Here is a 14,256-nt window from a genome sequence, read left to right on the forward strand (position 1 = left end):
CACCATGACTGAATTCGCGACCGCACACACGCCGGCAGGCTTTCGGCTGGACCGGCTGGAACGGCTCGAACTCCTGGCGCGCGAGGTCGGCCCGGTTCGGGTTGCCGTGGTCTGCCCGGTGGACGCCCCCAGCCTCAACGGTGCGCTGGAGAGCCAGAAAAGGGGCCTGATCGAGGCTGTTCTGGTCGGCCCGGAGGCACAGATCAGGCAGGCCGCCGAGGAGGCCGGCGCCGATCTGGGCACGACCCGGATCGTTGCGGCCGCAACCCCCGAAGAGGCCGCCCGCGTCTCGGTCAATCTGGCCGCGATCGCCGAGGTCGATGGACTGAAGAAAGGCGCCTTGAAAACCAATGTGCTGATGCGGGCGGTGATCGCGGAAAAGGCGATGCGCACCGAGCGCAGGATGAGCCATGTCTTCGTGATCGACGTGTCCAGCTATGCGCGGCTGCTGTTCGTGTCGGATGCCGCGATCAACATCCGGCCGGACCTGATGACGCTGCGCGATATCACTTCCAACGCCATCGACCTCGCCCATGCGCTGGGGATCGAGCGCCCGAAGGTCGCACTTCTGTCGGCCTCCGAGAACATCAACGAAGAGATCGAGTCGACCGTCTACGCCGCCGCGATCAGCAAGATGGCGGACCGTGGCACCATAACGGGGGCCGATGTCGATGGCCCCTTGGCGATGGACCTCGCGATCTCGCCACGGGCGGCGGCGATCAAGGGGATCGTGTCCAAGGTCGCGGGCCAGGCCGATATCCTGATCGTGCCGGACCTGGTCTCGGGCAACATATTGGTCAAGGATCTTGACCACCTGGCCCATGCCGAAACGGCGGGCATCGTTATGGGGGCGGCGGTCCCGATCGCGCTGACCAGCCGGGCCGACACGGTGGCACAGCGCTGCGCCTCTGCCGCCTTGGTCGGACTTGTCGTGGCCGCCAAGCGGGCCGGGAGCGCGGTCGATGTCTGAAACCCTGCTGGTGACCTTCAACGCCGGGTCGTCGAGCCTGCGCTGCGGCGTCTTTCGCCTGGCCGACGATGGTCCGCATCCGATCAGGAGCTTTCACATTCGCGGGCTGCCGGACGGCATGGCTCTGACCGAGCGCGATCCCGCCACCGGCACGCAGCACGAGACCGACCTGGGTGCGCCCGAAAGCGCCGACGATGCCCATCCCGAGGCATTGACGCATATGCTCGCGCGTCTGGATGACCTGTCCGGCATCGGCAGGATCGCCGCTTTTTCGCATCGCATCGTGCATGGCGGCGCGGATCACGCCGCGCCGGTGCTGGTCGATGACGGCGTGCTGGCGGGCCTCGAAAAACTGGAGCCGCTGGCCCCGAGCCACCAGTCGCACAACCTGCGCCCGATCCGGCGGCTCAAGGAACACTTCCCGGATATTCCGCAGATCGCGTGTTTCGACACGGCGTTTCACCGCACGCAGCCGCGCCATGCGCAGATTTTCGGTCTGCCCCGCGCGTTGAGCGACGATGGCATCCTGCGCTACGGTTTTCACGGGTTGTCCTATGACTACATCGCGGGCGCGCTGCGCCGCTCCTATCCCGATCTGGCGGCCAAGCGGGTCATCGTGGCGCAACTGGGGCGGGGCGTCAGCATGTGCGCGATGAGGAACGGGCAAAGCATCGCCACCACGATGGGGCTGACCGCGCTCGATGGCGTGCCGATGGGCCAGCGCAGTGGCGCGCTCGACCCCGGCGTGGTGCTGCATCTGATCATGGATCGCGGCTACAGCCCGGAGGCGGTGCGCGATCTTCTCTATGAACGCTCCGGCCTGCTGGGCGTGTCGGGCATCAGCGGCGAGATGAACGACCTGCTGGCCAGCGACCGCCCCGAGGCTGCCGAGGCGGTGGATTTCTTCGTCTACCGCTGCGGGCGCAGCTTCGGCTCGCTGGCGGCGGCCCTGGGCGGAGTTGACGCCGTGGTGCTGACCGGCGGCATGGGCGAACACATCCCCGCCCTGCGCGCGCGCCTGGTCGGTGAACTGGCGTGGCTTGGGGCGGAGCTGGACGAGGCGGCGAACCGGGCAGGCGGGCCTTGCCTGACAACGCCGTCAAGCCGGTTCCCGGTCCTGGTGCTCGCCACGGACGAAGAGCAGGTGCTGGCGCGAGCGGCGCAAAAGGTGCTGGCCGCAGGTGCCGCGCGTGACGGCCGTGATGAACGCCGCCGCAGGTGAGTGTCGGTCAGGGCTTGTCGGGTGTCGCGGCCTTTTCCGGTTCGCCGTCGATTTCGCCCTTCGCCACGCCCGCACCCTGCACGAGCGCACCGGCGCATCGCGCCATCATGTCGGCGTATTCCTTGGCGTCCTGGGCCAGTTGCTCCATCACGCCGGTCTGCCACTCCGAGATCTCCCGCATCACGCTTGCCGGGTCTGTCGGGGCGTCCGAGGCGATCCGGCTGCGGGCCTCGACCATCGAACGCGCGGCATCATGCCGGCGCCGGAACCAGGCCGAGGTGAAGTTTTCAAGCTCCTTGAGGATCTGTTCCTGAGCCGTCCAGTAATCCTGTGCCCGGGGTGCGAAGAAAGCCGGGTTGAGGCTGAATTCCACCTGAGCGGCGTTCAGCGCGTCCTCATCGGCCGCGGTGGTGTTCTCACGGGATGCCATCTTGCAGTCCTTTCCTGCGATGTTCGGGGAAGCTCACGAACCCTAGCCGCTTCCGGCGCGGAATGCACTGATCCAGGTCAACTCGCCGGTCTTTCATTTGCCGGCGGATCGGTGGACTGGCCCCGCCGATCCGCACCACTGCGCGAGAGGGCAGGCGACAAATGCCAATATGTTTAATACAGATCAATGTGGCGGGTGGCGCGATGGCGCAAGGTCGGCGGGGCTTGCGGTCGGCCGGGCAGGGACCGCGCGATCAGGCCGTGGCAACGCCGCGCGCAGATGGACGAGACTGCGAAAGGTTGAGAAAGGCATGAAGGGTCGAACCGACACGGGCCACCAGGCCGGAACCGTCGTCGCCGTGCGCGGCGGTGTCGTGGACGTGGCCTTTACCGGCAAGGCGCCGCGCATCAACGATCTGGTGCATGCCGGCGGTGTCGCCATGGTGGTCGCGTCGCTGGTCGGCGAAGGTGTCGTGCGCTGCATCGCGCTCGGCCCGGTGCGGGGCCTGGGGCTGGGTGTGGACGTGACGGCCAGCGGCGCGGGGATCGAGGTGCCGGTGGGCGAGGCGGTGCTGGGCCGGATGCTGAACATCTTTGGCGAGCCACTCGACGGGCTGCCGCCGCCGGTGGCAAGCGCGCATCGCCCGATCCACCGGCCACCGCCGCCCCTGTCCGAACGCGTGCTGCGCGCCGAGGTGCTGGAGACCGGGATCAAGGCCATCGACCTGCTGTCGCCCATCGAACGCGGTGGCAAGACCGGCCTGTTCGGCGGCGCGGGCGTGGGCAAGACGGTTCTGCTCAGCGAGTTGATACACAACACGGTCGAGCATCACCACGGCGTCAGCCTGTTTTGCGGCATCGGCGAACGCTCGCGCGAGGCCGAGGAGCTGTGGCGCGAAATGGGCGAGGCGGGCGTGCGCGACAAGATGGTGATGCTGTTTGGCCAGATGAACGAAGCGCCGGGCGTGCGCTTTCTCATCGGTCATTCGGCACTGACCATGGCCGAGTATTTTCGCGACGACCGCGGCCAGGACGTGCTTTTGATGATCGACAACATCTTTCGCTTCGTGCAGGCCGGGTCCGAGGTGTCGGGCCTTCTGGGCCGGATGCCGTCGCGGGTCGGCTACCAGCCGACACTGGCGACCGAGCTTGCGGCGCTGGAGGAACGCATCACCTCGACGCGCAAGGGCTCGATCACGTCGATCCAGGCGGTCTATGTGCCCGCCGACGATTTCACCGATCCGGCGGCGGCGCATATCTTCTCGCACCTGTCGGCCTCGGTGGTGCTGTCGCGCAAACGCGCGAGCGAAGGGCTCTATCCGGCGGTCGACCCGCTGGCCTCGACCTCGGTGATGCTGACGCCGGGGGTCGTGGGGCAACGACACTACGACATCGCCCGCGCGGTGCGCCGGACGCTGGCGGAATACGAGGAATTGCGCGACATCATCGCCATGCTGGGGATCGAGGAATTGTCGGCCCATGACCGCGCCACCGTCGCGCGCGCCCGCCGGCTGGAGCGGTTCCTGACCCAGCCGTTCTTCACCGTGACCGCCTCGGCGGGGACCACGGGGCGGCTGGTGACGATTGCCGAAACGCTGGACGGCTGCGAGGAGATCCTGGCCCAGTCCAGTTTCGACCTGCCGGAAAGCGCCTATTACATGATCGGCGCGCTGTCCGAACTGAAGGCGAGTGCGGCATGACGATGGCCACGGAAATGCAGGTCTGTCTGCGGCTGCCCTCGCGCGTTTTGTTCGAAGGGACGGCGGTGGGCCTGCGCGGTGAAGCGGCCGATGGCGGGTTCGGTATTCTGCCCAACCATGTGGATTTCGTGACCGAACTGGTCGCGTCGGTGTTGCTGATCAGATTGCCGGATGGGGACGAACGGATTTTCGGCATCGACGAAGGGCTGCTGGTCAAGAAGGGCCACAAGCTCGACGTGGTGGTGCGCCGCGGCGTGGAAAGCGACGACCTGGACGCCTTGCGCGATACCGTCGCGGACAGTTTCGCGGGGCTTGAAGACGAGGAAAAGGTCGCCCGTGCCGCCCTGTCGCGGCTCGAGGCCGACATGGTGCGACGGTTTGCCAGCCTTCGAAAGCCGCACTCATGAGCGATGAAGACGACAAATCGGCCAAGGACATCGGCCAGCGCGCGCGGCGCATGAAGGCGGCGCGCGACAATCCGGGGCCAAGCCCGCTGCGCGGCATCGGCACCTTCGGCATGATCGGCTGGTCGATCGCGGTGCCGACCGTGGGCGGCGCGTTCCTCGGGATGTGGCTGGACCGCGTGGCGCCACAGGATTTCTCGTGGACCATCGCGCTCTTGCTTGGCGGGGTGGTGGTGGGCGCGGTCATCGCCTGGGGCTGGATCGGCAAGGAAGGAGACGGAAAATGATGGCAATTGACTGGACCATGCTGGGGCTTGGCGCGCTGGCCGGTGCGCTTGCAAGCGCGCTGTTCTTTGCCGGTCTGGCCTGGGGCATGCGACTGGCCCTGCGCGCGCGGCACCCGTTGCCGGTGCTGTTTCTAAGCGGCGTCATCCGCATCGGCGCCTTGCTGGCGGTCGGCTGGCTGGTGGCCGGGCAGGGGGCGGCAAGCCTCGCGGGCTTTGCGCTGGCCTTCCTCGTCGTGCGCTTCGGCATCATCGCCTTCGCGCGCCCCCGCTCGGCGCATGAGGCCGCGTGATGGAACTGACCCCCGACGACACCATCATCTTCACCCTCGGCGGCATCGCCATCAACGCCACGATCGTCAACACCTGGGTGATCATGGCGCTCCTGACCGGCGTATCGGTGCTGATCACCCGCAACCTGCGCCCGGATGTGCCGCCGAACCGCTGGCGCACCACGCTCGAGGTGATCGTGGGCCTGATCCAGAGCCAGATCGAGGAGATCTCGCAACGCCGCGACGGGCGGCTGCTCTATTTCACCGGCACGCTGTTTCTGTTCATCGTGGTCTCGAACCTGCTGACGGTGGTGCCGGGTTTCGACTCCCCCACCGCCTCGCTTTCGACGACCGCGGCGCTGTCGCTGTCGGTGCTGGTGGCAGTGCCGATGTTCGGCATCGGCAGCCGGGGTGTGCGCGGCTACCTGCGCACATATCTGGAGCCCTCCGTCTTCATGCTGCCGTTCAACATCATCGGTGAGGTTTCGCGCGGCATCTCGCTCGCCATCCGGCTTTATGGCAACATCATGAGCGGCGCGGTGATCGCCGCGATCCTCTTGGGCGTCGCCCCCTTCTTCTTTCCGGTGGTGATGGACATGCTGGGCCTGCTGACCGGCGTCATCCAGGCCTACATCTTCGCCATTCTCGCCACCGTCTACATCTCGTCCGCCACGGCCCCGGCGCCACCGGACGATGCCAAAAACGCAAAGGAACAGACATGACCGACCTTGCCATCATCGCCGCAATCTCGATCCTCACGGCGGGCTTCACCGTTTCGTTCGGCGCATTGGGCCCGGCGCTTGGCGAGGGCCGGGCGGCCTCGAGCGCGCTCAACGCCATCGCGCAACAGCCGGATGCGGCATCGACGCTGTCGCGCACCCTGTTCGTCAGCCTCGCGATGATCGAATCCACCGCGATCTACTGTTTCGTCGTCGCGATGATCCTGCTGTTCGCCAACCCGTTCTGGAATGCGGCGCTTGAAGCGGCAGCACCCGGCACGGGCGGCTAGAGATGTCGATCGACTGGATCACGGTCGGCGCCCAGATCGTCAACTTCCTGGTTCTGATCTGGCTGCTGAAGCGGTTTCTCTATCGCCCGATCCTTGACGGGATCGACGCGCGGGAAAAGGAGATTTCCGAACGGATGGCCGAGGCTGCGAAGATCCGCGAGGCTGCCGAGACCGCCGAGGCCGAGCACAAGGCCCTGATCGCCAAGCTGCGCGCCGGGCAGGCCGGTGCGCTGGACGAGGCCCGCGCCGCCGCCGAGGCCGAGCGTGACGCGATCCTGGCCGAGACCCGCAAACGCCTGGCGCGGGAAGAGGCCGAGCGCGAGGCGCAACGCGCCGAGGAGGCGCGCAGGTTCACTGCCGAATTGCACCGAAGCGGCGCCGAGGCGCTGCTGTCGCTTACCCGCAAGGCGCTGTCGGACCTTGCCGACGAAACGCTCGAAGAACGCATCGTCGCCCATACCGTGACACGGCTTCGCGAGGTTGCAGACGAATTGCGCGACGCCGCCGGCGACAGCCGCGAGGCCGTGGTGCTGACCCGCGCGCCGCTTTCGCCCGAAGCCACCGAGCGCCTGGTCAACGAGGCCGCCTCGGTCCTGCCGGGTTTCACGCTGCGCTTCGACACCGACCCGTCGCTCGGGCCCGGTCTGAACCTGCGGCTGGGCGGGGCGCAGGTCGGCTGGACGCTGGACAGCTATCTCGACGGGCTCGAGGCGGTGCTGGAGGACCGGGCCGGGCGGGCCGCGACACAGGTGACGCAGGGGTCGACCGATGCCGCATGACGCCGGACCGGTCCTGACCACGCGCGATCTGGTGCAGGCGCTGCTGGACAGCCCGCCGCCCGCCCCGCGGGTCAGCGAGATCGGCCGCGTGGCCGAGGTGGGCGACGGCATCGCCATCGTCACCGGCCTCGCGCGGGCGCTGTCGGACGAGCTGCTCGAGTTCGCCTCGGGCGTGCGCGGGATCGTGTTCGACCTGGAGCCGGGCCGGCTTGGCGTCGTGCTGCTTGGCCCGTCGGATGACCTGCGCCTGGGCGAGGATGTGCGGCGGACCGGCGAGGTCGTCAGCGTCCCGGTCGGCCCGGCGCTTCTGGGCCGGGTCGTGAATGCCCTGGGCCAGCCGCGCGACGAGCACGGGCCGGTCGATGCGGCCATCCTGCACCCGATCGAGATCGAGGCGCCGGATATCCTGCACCGCTCCGCCGTCATGCGCCCGCTTGCGACAGGCTTGAAGGCGATCGATGCCGCTGTCCCGGTGGGGATGGGGCAGCGCGAGTTGATCGTCGGCGACCGCCAGACCGGCAAGACCTCGATCGCGGTCGACACGATCCTCAACCAGCAGGGCACCGGCGTCATCTGCATCTATTGCGCCATCGGCCAGCGCGGCGACGCGGTGGCCAGCGTGATCGGTGCGCTTCGCGATGGCGCGATGATGGACAATTCCATCGTCATTGCCGCCGGTGACGAAGACGCGCCGGGGCTGGTCTACATCGCGCCCTATGCCGCCATGTCGATGGCCGAGTATTTCGCCGCCAAGGGCCGCGACGTGCTGGTGGTGATGGACGATCTGACCCGTCACGCCCATGCCTACCGCGAATTGTCGTTGCTCCTGCGCCGCCCGCCGGGACGCGAGGCGTTTCCGGGCGACATCTTCTATGTCCATGCGCGGCTGTTGGAGCGCGCCGGCCAGTTCACCGGCGGGCGCGGCTCGATCACCGTGCTGCCGGTGGTCGAGACGCAGGCCGAGAACCTGTCCGCCTATATCCCGACCAACCTGATCTCGATCACCGACGGCCAGATCTACCTGTCGCCCGGCCTCGTGCGCAAAAACCAGTTCCCCGCTGTCGATCTGGGCGTGTCGGTCAGCCGCGTCGGCGGCAAGGCACAGGCGCGCGCGTTCCGCGAAGTGGCGGGCAACCTCAGGGTGACGCTGTCGCAGTTCGAGGAGCTTGAGGGGTTCGCCCGGTTCGGCACGAGGCTGGATCAGGCCACGCGGGCCCGTCTGGCGCGCGGTGCCGCCGTGCGTGCGGCGCTGCGCCAGCCCGAGCGTGATCCGATGCCAGCCACCGAACAGCTTGCGGTGCTGCTGGCCGCGATGGAGGGGTTGCTCGATGATCTGGACGAAAAGCAGGTCGCGCCGGCGATGAACGTGATCCGCGCGGCGATCCGGGCCGATGATTGCGGTCTGGCGGCACTCCTTGCCGAAGACGGCAAGCTGACCGATGAGACGCGTGTGCGGGTCGTGGATCTGGCCCGACAGGCGATGGCGACGAGGGCAGGGGCCGATGGCGCAAACGCTTGAACTTCTGACGCACCGCACCGAGACGATGCGCAGCATTCGCGGCATCGTGCGCACGATGAAGACCATGTCGGCGATCAACGCCCGCCCCTATGAACAGGCCGCCCACGCGATCGAGGCCTATCGCGAAACGGTGCTCGACGGGTTCCACGCGTTCCTGCACCGCAACGGCCCGCTGCCGGATGAGCCGGACCAGGGCGCGGTGCCGGTGATCATCGCCTTCGGCTCCGACCACGGGTTGTGCGGCAACTACAACGAGGTTCTGGCCGAAGAGGTCGCGCTCGGGATGGATGATCCGCAGGCCACGCGGGTGATCTGCGTCGGCGCGCAGATGGAAGACGCCCTGATCGGGCAGGGCATCCCGCCCGAGGAAACATTGCTGCCGCCCGCCACCGCGGACGGCCTGGCGCGGTTAGCCAGCAGCCTGATCACCCGGCTCGACGCCGTCCGCCGATCCAGTGCAACCGGCGCGATCACCGTGTCGCTGGTGTTCATGCAACGCACCGCTTACGGCCAGCAAACACCTGAAACCCGGCGCCTTTTACCGCTCGATCCGGTCCTGATCGGCGCGCTTGCCAAACGCCCCTGGACCTCACGCAGCCTGCCCCGGTTCAGCCTTCCGCCCGACCGGCTTCTGGCGGCGCTGATCCGCAGCTACCTGTTCGCCGACCTCTACCGCGCCGCCGCCGAGGCGCTGGTCACCGAGAATGCGGCACGGCTCGCGCGGATGAGCCAGGCCGAACAGTCGGTCGACGAACAACTGGAGGCTCTGACCGCGGAAACACGATCCGTCCGCCAGAGCGAGATCACCACAGAACTCCTGGACGTGATCATCGGCTTCGAGGCGCTGAAGGACCGCGACCGACGAAAGAAACGCCGGGAACAGGGAGCCCCTGCCAGTGCGGAAAACATGGGGTAGACGGGACAGGGGGGCCAGGCGGATTGGCAGGCAAACGGACGCAACGAGCCTGTTCGCGGGCGGCAGGCACGCGGCGCCCGGCGCGATCTCTTGCAGGATGTCGCGCAGTCATCTGACTTGCTGAGGATTTTTGGCTCCGGCGGTAGGGATCGAACCTACGACCAATTGATTAACAGTCAACTGCTCTACCGCTGAGCTACGCCGGAACACGCGAGGGCGATGTAGCAACAAGGCATGGGCGGCGCAAGGGGTTGGAGGCAGATTTTTCGCTTCAGATGCGATGGAAGCGGGCGTTGATGTTCAGGCGCGGGGTGGCACGGGTGATGGCGCGGTTGGTGAGGTCGATCAGGTGGGCGAAAACGTTGCGTTCGGCGGCCGGGATCAGGGCCAGCGGCGTGTCGGTGTAGATCGCGCGGGTCAGTTCGGTGGCAGTGGCCGGTCCGCTTGCGAGGGCGGCCAGGATCTCGGCCTCGCGGCTTTCGCGGTGAGCGATCAGCCAGGCCAGGCGCGCGGCCGGGTCGGCGATCTCGTCCCCGTGGGCGGGGTAGAGGATGCGATCGTCTCGGGCGGCCAGCTTGCGGCAGGAGGACATGAAGGCGGTCAGGTCGCCATCCGGCGGCGAGATCAGGGTCGAGGCCCAGCCCATCACGTGATCGCCGGTGAAAAGCGCGTCGTCCAACGCGTAACACAGGTGGTTCGAGAGGTGGCCGGGAGTCCAGACCGCCTCGATCCACATCCCGTTGCCGATGTCGACCCGTTCGCCATCCTCAAGCGGAACGTCCGGCACGAAATCGTGGTCGATGCCTTCGCCGCCCGACGACATGCCGCGCGCCACCAGATCGCGCATCACCTCGGAGCGGCCGGCGGTGGCGGGGCCGAAGGCGTGCACTTTTGCCCCGGTCGCCTCGGACAGGGGCCGGGCGAGGGGGGAGTGGTCGATATGGGCATGCGTGACCACGATTCTGGCCACCCGTTCGCCGGCGGCGAGCCCTGCGAGGATCGCGTCGTAATGGGCGCGGATCGGCGGGCCGGGGTCGAGCACGGTAACCTCGCCTTCGCCCAGAATAAAGGTATTGGTGCCCCAGAGCGTCATCGGCGAGGGATTCGGGGCGATGATGCGGCGAATGCCGGGGGCGATGCTCTGCATCCTGCCGGTCGGCGGCGCGGGGGCGGTCATGGCTGTCTCCTTCGCCGCGACCAAAGCCGACCGGGCCTGGCGGTGCAAGCGCGACGTGACGACCTGGCCGGGCGAGGGCGGTGCGGGCAGGGGGCGATGAGACCGAAGCCTCACGCCCCGCGCGACGCCTACATCGAGAACGAGGTGCCGCAGCCGCAGGAACTGCTGGCGTTGGGGTTCTGCACCACGAAACGCGCGCCGATCAGTTCTTCGGTGAAGTCGATCACCGCATCGGCGAGGAACGGCAATGACACCTCGTCGATCACCACCTGTTCGCCTTCGCCCTCGAGCACCAGATCGCCTTCGGCGGGATCGTCGAGCGAAATGTCGTATTGAAAGCCCGAGCAGCCGCCGCCCTCGACGGCGACGCGCAGCGCCTTGCCGGCGTCCTTGGCACCGATTTCGTGCAGCCGCGCAAAGGCCCGCGCGGTCACTTTCGGGGGCAGGGTGAGATCCATGGTCGTTCCCCATGTTTATTCTGTTCGCTCAAGGGAATATATGGGGTGTGGAACGGGGCGGCAAGAACCGCCGCGTAAATCGACCGTGACGACAGGACAGGATGGGGGCCGCGATGCGCGCCAGGTATGCCAGCGATCCCGAACGGACGCGCGGGCGGTTGTTTCCCGAGGACGAAAGCGCCTTTCGCACCGCCTTTCAGCGTGACCGCGACCGGATCATCCATTCCTCGGCGTTTCGCAGGCTCAAGCACAAGACCCAGGTCTTCGTCGAGCATGAGGGTGACTATTACCGCACCCGGCTGACCCATTCGATCGAAGTGGCGCAGGTGGCGCGCACCATCGCGGGGGTTCTGGGCCTGAACAAGCAGTTGACCGAGGCGGTGGCGCTGGCCCATGACCTTGGCCACACCCCGTTCGGCCACACCGGCGAGGATGCGCTGGACGCGCTGATGCAGCCCTACGGCGGCTTCGACCACAACGCGCAGGCGGTGCGGATCGTGACGGTTCTGGAGCGTCATTATGCCGAGTTCGACGGTCTGAACCTCACCTGGGAAACCCTTGAAGGCATTGCCAAACACAACGGTCCCGTCACCGGCGACCTGCCGGTGGCGCTGGCCGACTACAACGCTCGGCACGACCTCGAGTTGCACACCCATGCCAGCGCCGAGGCGCAGGTGGCGGCTCTGTCCGACGACATCGCCTACAACAACCACGACCTGCACGACGGACTGCGCGCCGGGCTGTTCTCGGTCGAGGAGATTTGCGGCCTGCCCATCGTCGGCCCGGCCTTCGCCGAGGTCGACAGGCGCTATCCCGGGCTTGAGGCCGACCGGCGCCGGCACGAGGCCCTGCGCCGGGTGTTCGGGGTGATGGTCGAGGATGTGCTGGTCACCTCGCGACGGTTGATCGGCGATCTCGATCCGCGCTCGGTCGAGGATGTGCGCCATGCCGGGCGGCCGGTGATCCGGTTCTCGGAGCCGCTCTGGGCCGACCTGACCGAGATCCGCGACTTTCTGTTCAAGCGCATGTATCGCGCGCCATCAGTGGTGGCGATGCGGACCCGGGTGACGAAGGTGGTCCAAGACCTGTTCCCACTGTTTTTGTCCCGTCCCGACCTGCTGCCGGCGGAATGGCGCAAGGACGTGGCGCAGGCGGGCGACCGGACCCGGCTGGCGCGCATCGTGGCCGACTACATCGCCGGCATGACCGACCGTTTCGCGTTCGAAACCCACGCACGCCTGATCGCGGCAGGGGACGGCGACGAAAGGCCGGGAAGGGCGGATTGACCGGCGCACGCCGGGCCGATTCGGGGCTACGCGGCAGCCGCCCCGTTGACCTTGCCGTGTTCTGTGCTAGACCGCGCCGGACCCCTTAAGGATGCGGAAAATGAACCTGTTTGCCGATATTCGCGCGCTCGTGATCGACAGCCTCAACGCGATGACCGCCGAGGGCGCGTTGCCCGAGGGGCTGGCCTTTGACGCCGTGGCGGTCGAGCCGCCGCGCGATGCCGCGCACGGCGACATGGCGACCAACGCGGCGATGGTGCTGGCCAAGCCCGCCGGGGTCAGGCCGCGCGACATCGCCGAGGTGCTGGCCGCGAGGCTGGCCGCCGATCCGCGCATCGCGCGCGCCGAGGTCGCCGGGCCGGGGTTTCTGAACCTCGACCTTGCCCCGCAGGTCTGGGCCGGGTTGATCGAGACCGTGCTGGCCGAGGATGGCGACTATGGCCGCTCGGACATGGGGGCGGGGCAGAAGGTCAACGTCGAATTCGTCTCGACCAACCCCACCGGGCCGGTGCATGTCGGCCATACCCGCGGCGCGGTGTTCGGCGATGCGCTGGCCAGCCTGCTGGAGTTTTCCGGCCACGAGGTGACGCGCGAATACTACATCAACGACGGCGGCGCGCAGGTCGATGTGCTGGCACGCTCGACCTATGAACGCTACCGCGAGGCGCTGGGGCATGTGCCGGCGATCGCCGAGGGGCTTTATCCCGGCGACTACCTGGTGCCGGTGGGCGAGGAACTGGCGCGCGAGGTTGGCGACCGCTGGCTCGATCAGCCCGAAGCGGTCTGGCTGGCCGAGATACGCGATTTCGCCACCGAAAAGATGATGGACATGATCCGCGACGACCTTGCCACGCTCGGGGTCGAGATGGACGTGTATTTTTCGGAGAAATCGCTCTACGGCACCGGCCGGATCGAGGCCGCCATCGACACGCTGCGCGACAAGGGGCTGATCTACGAGGGCACGCTGGAGCCGCCCAAGGGCAAGCTGCCGGACGATTGGGAACCACGCCAGCAGACCCTGTTCCGCTCCACCGCGCATGGCGACGACGTGGACCGGCCGATCATGAAATCGGACGGCTCCTGGACCTATTTCGCGCCCGATGTGGCCTATCATTATGACAAGATTTCCAGGGGCTTCGATCAGCTTATTGATGTGTTCGGCGCCGATCACAGCGGCTATGTCAAGCGCATGAAGGCGGCGGTGTCGGCGCTGTCGGACGGCAAGGTGCCGCTCGACGTGAAGCTGACGCAACTGGTCAAGCTCTACAAGAACGGCGAGCCCTTCAAGATGTCCAAGCGCGCGGGCACCTTCGTGACCCTGCGCGACGTGGTCGATGCGGTCGGGCGCGACGTGACGCGCTTTCATATGCTGACGCGCAAGAACGACGCGCCGCTCGATTTCGACTTCGACAAGGTGCTCGAACAAAGCCGCGACAACCCGGTGTTCTACGTGCAATACGCCAATGCACGGGTGCATTCGGTGCTGCGCAAGACCGCCGAAGCGGGCATTGCCGCGGGCGCGCCGGTGCTTACCGATGCCGCCGAATTCGCCGTCGCGCGCAAGCTGGCCGAATGGCCGCGCCTTGTGGAAATCGCCGCCCGCACCCATGAGCCGCACCGTGTGGCGTTCTACCTTTATGAGCTGGCCTCGGACTTCCACGCGCTCTGGAACCGGGGCAACGATCAGCCGGAACTCAGGTTCATCCAGGAGGGTGACGCGGATGCAACATCGGCGAAAATCGCGCTACCCCGGGCCGTTTCCGTTGTGATTTCCGCGGGTTTGGGTATTCTGGGCGTGACCCCGGCCGAAGAGATGCGCTGACGACAGGCG

At 67.3% G+C, this 14,256-nt stretch carries 16 protein-coding genes and 1 tRNA gene; 13 read left to right on the forward strand and 4 right to left on the reverse strand.

Annotation, left to right across the window (positions count from 1 at the left end):
• The first annotated feature begins 4 nt into the window (after positions 1-4).
• Both FVF75_RS09425 and FVF75_RS09430 read left to right on the forward strand, forming a co-directional pair.
• A complete protein-coding gene (locus FVF75_RS09425; protein ID WP_148377724.1) occupies positions 5-970 on the forward strand; it encodes a bifunctional enoyl-CoA hydratase/phosphate acetyltransferase in 966 nt (321 codons plus the stop codon).
• Positions 963-2,192, forward strand: a complete 1,230-nt coding sequence (locus FVF75_RS09430; RefSeq protein WP_148377725.1) for an acetate/propionate family kinase — start codon at positions 963-965, stop codon at positions 2,190-2,192. Before FVF75_RS09425 ends, FVF75_RS09430 begins: the two co-directional genes overlap by 8 nt.
• Before the next feature lie 7 nt (positions 2,193-2,199).
• Here the strand turns inward: FVF75_RS09430 and FVF75_RS09435 are convergent, their stop codons facing one another.
• Entirely contained in the window at positions 2,200-2,622 is a 423-nt protein-coding gene (locus FVF75_RS09435; protein WP_148377726.1) for a hypothetical protein, read from the reverse strand.
• 310 nt (positions 2,623-2,932) lie between these two features.
• Between FVF75_RS09435 and atpD the strand changes: the two genes are divergently transcribed.
• From atpD to FVF75_RS09480, 9 genes are read left to right on the forward strand one after another with little or no spacing between them, the layout of a single operon-like run.
• Positions 2,933-4,321, forward strand: coding sequence for a F0F1 ATP synthase subunit beta (gene atpD / locus FVF75_RS09440; RefSeq protein ID WP_148377727.1), 1,389 nt, complete (start codon positions 2,933-2,935; stop codon positions 4,319-4,321).
• Positions 4,318-4,728 carry an ATPase gene (locus tag FVF75_RS09445; protein WP_148377728.1) on the forward strand — a complete coding sequence of 137 codons (411 nt, stop codon included), beginning with the start codon at positions 4,318-4,320 and terminating at the stop codon, positions 4,726-4,728. The genes atpD and FVF75_RS09445 overlap by 4 nt, the downstream gene beginning before the upstream one ends.
• The gene (locus FVF75_RS09450; RefSeq protein ID WP_148377729.1) at positions 4,725-5,012 is read left to right on the forward strand and encodes an AtpZ/AtpI family protein; all 288 of its coding nucleotides are present in this window, start codon (positions 4,725-4,727) and stop codon (positions 5,010-5,012) included. Before FVF75_RS09445 ends, FVF75_RS09450 begins: the two co-directional genes overlap by 4 nt.
• A complete protein-coding gene (locus tag FVF75_RS09455) occupies positions 5,012-5,302 on the forward strand; it encodes an N-ATPase subunit AtpR (protein WP_148377928.1) in 291 nt (96 codons plus the stop codon). Before FVF75_RS09450 ends, FVF75_RS09455 begins: the two co-directional genes overlap by 1 nt.
• Positions 5,302-6,003 carry a F0F1 ATP synthase subunit A gene (locus tag FVF75_RS09460; RefSeq protein ID WP_148377730.1) on the forward strand — a complete coding sequence of 234 codons (702 nt, stop codon included), beginning with the start codon at positions 5,302-5,304 and terminating at the stop codon, positions 6,001-6,003. Before FVF75_RS09455 ends, FVF75_RS09460 begins: the two co-directional genes overlap by 1 nt.
• Positions 6,000-6,290 carry a F0F1 ATP synthase subunit C gene (locus FVF75_RS09465; RefSeq protein WP_148377731.1) on the forward strand — a complete coding sequence of 97 codons (291 nt, stop codon included), beginning with the start codon at positions 6,000-6,002 and terminating at the stop codon, positions 6,288-6,290. Before FVF75_RS09460 ends, FVF75_RS09465 begins: the two co-directional genes overlap by 4 nt.
• Before the next feature lie 2 nt (positions 6,291-6,292).
• On the forward strand, positions 6,293-7,069 hold the full coding sequence (locus FVF75_RS09470; protein WP_148377732.1) for a F0F1 ATP synthase subunit B family protein: 777 nt from the start codon (positions 6,293-6,295) through the stop codon (positions 7,067-7,069).
• Complete coding sequence (locus FVF75_RS09475; protein ID WP_148377733.1) at positions 7,059-8,588, forward strand: F0F1 ATP synthase subunit alpha; 1,530 nt, start codon at positions 7,059-7,061, stop codon at positions 8,586-8,588. The genes FVF75_RS09470 and FVF75_RS09475 overlap by 11 nt, the downstream gene beginning before the upstream one ends.
• Entirely contained in the window at positions 8,572-9,504 is a 933-nt protein-coding gene (locus FVF75_RS09480) for a F0F1 ATP synthase subunit gamma (protein WP_148377734.1), read from the forward strand. The genes FVF75_RS09475 and FVF75_RS09480 overlap by 17 nt, the downstream gene beginning before the upstream one ends.
• Before the next feature lie 131 nt (positions 9,505-9,635).
• Here FVF75_RS09480 and FVF75_RS09485 read toward each other — a convergent pair.
• The 3 genes from FVF75_RS09485 to FVF75_RS09495 form a co-directional block, all read right to left on the reverse strand.
• Positions 9,636-9,710, reverse strand: a tRNA-Asn gene (locus tag FVF75_RS09485).
• Between the two features lie 65 nt (positions 9,711-9,775).
• Positions 9,776-10,681, reverse strand: a complete 906-nt coding sequence (locus FVF75_RS09490) for an MBL fold metallo-hydrolase (RefSeq protein WP_148377735.1) — start codon at positions 10,679-10,681, stop codon at positions 9,776-9,778.
• 128 nt (positions 10,682-10,809) lie between these two features.
• On the reverse strand, positions 10,810-11,139 hold the full coding sequence (locus FVF75_RS09495) for a HesB/IscA family protein (protein WP_148377736.1): 330 nt from the start codon (positions 11,137-11,139) through the stop codon (positions 10,810-10,812).
• 113 nt (positions 11,140-11,252) lie between these two features.
• Between FVF75_RS09495 and FVF75_RS09500 the strand changes: the two genes are divergently transcribed.
• Both FVF75_RS09500 and argS read left to right on the forward strand, forming a co-directional pair.
• The gene (locus FVF75_RS09500) at positions 11,253-12,425 is read left to right on the forward strand and encodes a deoxyguanosinetriphosphate triphosphohydrolase (RefSeq protein WP_148377737.1); all 1,173 of its coding nucleotides are present in this window, start codon (positions 11,253-11,255) and stop codon (positions 12,423-12,425) included.
• A gap of 100 nt (positions 12,426-12,525) precedes the next feature.
• Positions 12,526-14,247: an arginine--tRNA ligase gene (gene argS, locus FVF75_RS09505; RefSeq protein ID WP_148377738.1), complete on the forward strand. Its 1,722-nt coding sequence runs from the start codon at positions 12,526-12,528 to the stop codon at positions 14,245-14,247.
• Positions 14,248-14,256 lie beyond the last annotated feature (9 nt).

This window comes from Maritimibacter fusiformis (assembly GCF_008086115.1).
GTDB classification, from domain to species: Bacteria; Pseudomonadota; Alphaproteobacteria; order Rhodobacterales; family Rhodobacteraceae; genus Muriiphilus; species Muriiphilus fusiformis.

What these genes read in the sequence shown, in the direction of transcription:
- FVF75_RS09480 (WP_148377734.1), top strand. Translation starts at nt 8,572, where the DNA reads ATGGCGCAAACGCTTGAACTTCTGACGCACCGCACCGAGACGATGCGC.
- FVF75_RS09500 (WP_148377737.1), top strand. Translation starts at nt 11,253, where the DNA reads ATGCGCGCCAGGTATGCCAGCGATCCCGAACGGACGCGCGGGCGGTTG.
- FVF75_RS09445 (WP_148377728.1), top strand. Translation starts at nt 4,318, where the DNA reads ATGACGATGGCCACGGAAATGCAGGTCTGTCTGCGGCTGCCCTCGCGC.
- FVF75_RS09425 (WP_148377724.1), top strand. Translation starts at nt 5, where the DNA reads ATGACTGAATTCGCGACCGCACACACGCCGGCAGGCTTTCGGCTGGAC.
- FVF75_RS09465 (WP_148377731.1), top strand. Translation starts at nt 6,000, where the DNA reads ATGACCGACCTTGCCATCATCGCCGCAATCTCGATCCTCACGGCGGGC.
- FVF75_RS09435 (WP_148377726.1), bottom strand. Translation starts at nt 2,622, where the DNA reads ATGGCATCCCGTGAGAACACCACCGCGGCCGATGAGGACGCGCTGAAC.
- FVF75_RS09455 (WP_148377928.1), top strand. Translation starts at nt 5,012, where the DNA reads ATGGCAATTGACTGGACCATGCTGGGGCTTGGCGCGCTGGCCGGTGCG.
- FVF75_RS09430 (WP_148377725.1), top strand. Translation starts at nt 963, where the DNA reads ATGTCTGAAACCCTGCTGGTGACCTTCAACGCCGGGTCGTCGAGCCTG.
- FVF75_RS09450 (WP_148377729.1), top strand. Translation starts at nt 4,725, where the DNA reads ATGAGCGATGAAGACGACAAATCGGCCAAGGACATCGGCCAGCGCGCG.
- FVF75_RS09495 (WP_148377736.1), bottom strand. Translation starts at nt 11,139, where the DNA reads ATGGATCTCACCCTGCCCCCGAAAGTGACCGCGCGGGCCTTTGCGCGG.
- atpD (WP_148377727.1), top strand. Translation starts at nt 2,933, where the DNA reads ATGAAGGGTCGAACCGACACGGGCCACCAGGCCGGAACCGTCGTCGCC.
- argS (WP_148377738.1), top strand. Translation starts at nt 12,526, where the DNA reads ATGAACCTGTTTGCCGATATTCGCGCGCTCGTGATCGACAGCCTCAAC.
- FVF75_RS09475 (WP_148377733.1), top strand. Translation starts at nt 7,059, where the DNA reads ATGCCGCATGACGCCGGACCGGTCCTGACCACGCGCGATCTGGTGCAG.
- FVF75_RS09460 (WP_148377730.1), top strand. Translation starts at nt 5,302, where the DNA reads ATGGAACTGACCCCCGACGACACCATCATCTTCACCCTCGGCGGCATC.
- FVF75_RS09470 (WP_148377732.1), top strand. Translation starts at nt 6,293, where the DNA reads ATGTCGATCGACTGGATCACGGTCGGCGCCCAGATCGTCAACTTCCTG.
- FVF75_RS09490 (WP_148377735.1), bottom strand. Translation starts at nt 10,681, where the DNA reads ATGACCGCCCCCGCGCCGCCGACCGGCAGGATGCAGAGCATCGCCCCC.